Origin of the sequence: Pseudomonas sp. 43NM1 (assembly GCF_002836905.1) — a bacterium.
Classification (GTDB): domain Bacteria; phylum Pseudomonadota; class Gammaproteobacteria; order Pseudomonadales; family Pseudomonadaceae; genus Aquipseudomonas; species Aquipseudomonas prosekii.
Genome location: NZ_MKGS01000097.1, coordinates 1 through 3,175, shown reverse-complemented (window position 1 = coordinate 3,175; position 3,175 = coordinate 1). Strand labels below are relative to the sequence as shown.

The 3,175-nt window shown below is 60.8% G+C and carries 3 protein-coding genes; all 3 read left to right on the top strand.

Annotation, left to right across the window (positions count from 1 at the left end; translation table 11 throughout):
* Positions 1-616, top strand: a 616-nt coding sequence (locus tag BI292_RS09620) for an NAD(P)-dependent oxidoreductase (RefSeq protein ID WP_256592644.1), incomplete at its 5' end; no start/stop codon positions are given.
* Between the two features lie 288 nt (positions 617-904).
* Entirely contained in the window at positions 905-1,972 is a 1,068-nt protein-coding gene (locus BI292_RS09615) for a phosphotransferase family protein (RefSeq protein WP_092269620.1), read from the top strand.
* A 131-nt stretch (positions 1,973-2,103) separates the two neighbouring features.
* On the top strand, positions 2,104-2,871 hold the full coding sequence (locus BI292_RS09610) for an SDR family oxidoreductase (protein ID WP_092269623.1): 768 nt from the start codon (positions 2,104-2,106) through the stop codon (positions 2,869-2,871).
* Positions 2,872-3,175 lie beyond the last annotated feature (304 nt).

Here is a 3,175-nt window from a genome sequence, read left to right as displayed (position 1 = left end):
CGATATCCCACGGGCCGACGCGGCCGTGCGCCGTGGCGAATGGCCGAAAATCATGCGTCCGTCGCTGGCCGGCAAACGCCTGGGCATCCTCGGTCTGGGCGCGGTCGGCATGGCCATCGCTCAGCGTGCGGCAAATGGCTTCGACATGAGCGTCAGTTACCACAACCGCCAGCACCGCAGCCACGTGCCGTACAGCTACTGCTCGACGCCGACCGAACTGGCGCGGGCCTCGGACTTTTTGATCGTCGCGACGCCCGGCGGGCTGGCCACGCAACATTTGATCAACCGCCAAGTGCTGGAGGCGCTGGGGCCGGACGGCTTTCTGGTGAATATCGCGCGGGCCAGTGTGGTGGCCACGGCGGATTTGATCAGCGCGCTGGAACAACGGCGGATCGGTGGCGCCGCACTCGACGTCTACGACCATGAACCGCAAGTGCCGGATGCGCTGAAGACGCTGGCCAACGTGATCCTGACCCCCCACGTGGCCGGGCTGTCGCCGGAAGCGACGCAGGGCACGGTGGAGCTGGTGGGGAAAAACCTCGTGGCGTTCTTCGCGGGTGAACCGGTGCTGACGCCGATTACGCTGCCGACCACACTGGTCAGCCGCATGGGCTAGACCTGCCTCAACAAAGATCCCCTGTAGGAGTGAGCCTGCTCGCGATAGCGTCCGTTCAGTCGAAATCAATGGTGACTGACATTACGCCATCGCGAGCAGGCTCACTCCTACAGGGGGCCTGTGTCACTCAGATAGGTCCGCGCCAAGACCGCCATCCCCGCGCATCAGGAACGCTGATTATCCGGCAACACGCTAACCTATAAGACCGGGCCGAGCTTGTGGCACGCCCGTCTCAGCATTAGATTAGCCAATGATGTCTGGCCTCCAAAATAAGCAGAAGGGATAAGCATGGCGCTTACTGACCAGTCCACCCGTATCCGCTCCGGCGAAGAACTCGATGCCAGTCTGATCGATCCCTACCTCAAGGCGCATATTCCGGGCCTGAGCGGCACCCCGCAGATCAGCCAGTTCCCTGGCGGCGCGTCGAACCTCACCTACTTGCTCGAATACCCGCAACAGGAATTTGTCCTGCGTCGCCCGCCGTTCGGCCACAAAGCCAAGTCCGCCCACGACATGGGCCGCGAATTTCGCATTCTCAATCAGCTCAAGGACGGCTTTCCGTACTGCCCCAAGGCCTATGTGCACTGCACCGACGAAACAGTGATCGGCGCCGAGTTCTATGTGATGGAAAGGGTCAACGGCATCATCCTGCGCTCGGAACTGCCGCCGGAACTGAATCTCGATTCGGCGAAAACCGAAGCACTTTGCAAGAGCTTTATCGACAAGTTCGTCGAGCTGCACCAGGTCGATTACACCGCGTGCGGCCTCGCCGACCTGGGTAAACCGCAAGGCTACGTCGCTCGTCAGATCAAGGGTTGGAGCGAGCGCTACGAGAAAGCCCTGACCCCCGATGCGCCGCAGTGGGAAGCGGTGAAGGCCTGGCTCAACGAGAAAATGCCGGCCGACCACCCGACCTCAAGCATCGTCCATAACGACTACCGCTTCGACAACGTGATCCTCGACCCGCATAACCCGATGCAAATCATCGGCGTGCTCGATTGGGAACTGACCACCCTCGGCGATCCGTTGATGGATTTGGGCAACACCCTCGCCTACTGGATCGAGGCCGACGACCCGGCGCCGGTGCAACTGATGCGTCGCCAGCCGAGCCATGCACCGGGCATGCTGACCCGCCGCGAGTTCGTCGACTATTACGCCGCGCGCGCCGGTATTCAGATCGACAATTTCGACTTCTATTACACCTACGGCCTGTTCCGTCTCGCCGGGATTGTCCAGCAGATCTACTACCGCTTCTTCCATGGCCAGACCCAGGACAAACGCTTCGCGCAGTTCATTCACATGAACAAACTGCTGGAGCAGATGAGTTTGCAGGTCATCCAGAAATCCAGCCTTTGATAGCAAGACGATCCGCAGGAACCAGGCTTGCCGGCGAACCAGACGCTGCGGTGTATTGATAAAGCCGCGTCATCGTTGTTCGCCGGCAAGACTGGCGCCTGAAAATATCCGGCCTATAACAAGGAAATCCCATGTCCAAGACTCAGTTGTTCGACCTCGACGGCAAGATCGCTTTCGTCTCCGGCGCCAGCCGTGGCATTGGTGAAGCCATCGCCAAACTGCTGGCCCAGCAAGGCGCGCACGTCATCGTTTCGAGCCGCAAAATCGACGGCTGCCAACACGTCGCCGACGCGATCATCGCCGCTGGCGGCAAAGCCACTGCAATCGCTTGCCACATCGGCGAGATGGAACAGATCAGCCAAGTCTTCGCGACCATTCGCGAACAATTTGGACGCCTGGATATTCTGGTCAACAACGCGGCGACCAACCCGCAGTTCTGCAACGTGCTGGACACCGACCTCGGGGCGTTCCAGAAGACTGTCGATGTGAACATTCGCGGCTACTTCTTCATGTCGGTCGAAGCCGGCAAGCTGATGCGCGACAACGGTGGCGGCAGCATCATCAACGTGGCTTCGATCAACGGCATTTCACCGGGAGTTTTCCAGGGCATCTACTCGGTTACCAAAGCTGCGGTGATCAACATGACCAAAGTGTTCGCCAAGGAATGCGCGCAGTTCGGCATCCGCTGCAACGCCCTGCTGCCGGGCCTGACTGACACCAAATTCGCCTCGGCGCTGGTGAAAAACGACGCGATCCTGAAGACTGCGCTGCAGCAGATTCCGCTGAAGCGCGTGGCGGACCCGAGCGAAATGGCCGGCGCGGTGTTGTACCTGGCGAGCGATGCGTCCAGCTACACCACCGGTGTTTCGCTGAATGTGGATGGCGGGTTTCTATCCTGACGCGGCGCCGGTAACACGAAAAAAGGCAGCCGACCATGGCTGCCTTTTTACTTTCCTCGCGAAGAACCTTTGGTCCTGTGGCGAGGGGGCTTGCCCCCGTAAGAGCGCGAAGCGGCCGTCAAGGGTTGCGCGACTGCTGCGCGGCCGAACGGGGGCAAGCCCCTCGCCACAAAAGCTCAGGCGCTACTGCGTCACGCACCGCGTGGTTGTGGTCACTCGCGTTACCTGGCCGTCGGCGCGCACATCGCCGAGCACGTCGGTTTTGTCCTGGGTTTCGCAGGTGCGTTCAGGAGGTGGCGGTGGT

What these genes read in the sequence shown, in the direction of transcription:
- BI292_RS09615 (WP_092269620.1), top strand. Translation starts at nt 905, where the DNA reads ATGGCGCTTACTGACCAGTCCACCCGTATCCGCTCCGGCGAAGAACTC.
- BI292_RS09610 (WP_092269623.1), top strand. Translation starts at nt 2,104, where the DNA reads ATGTCCAAGACTCAGTTGTTCGACCTCGACGGCAAGATCGCTTTCGTC.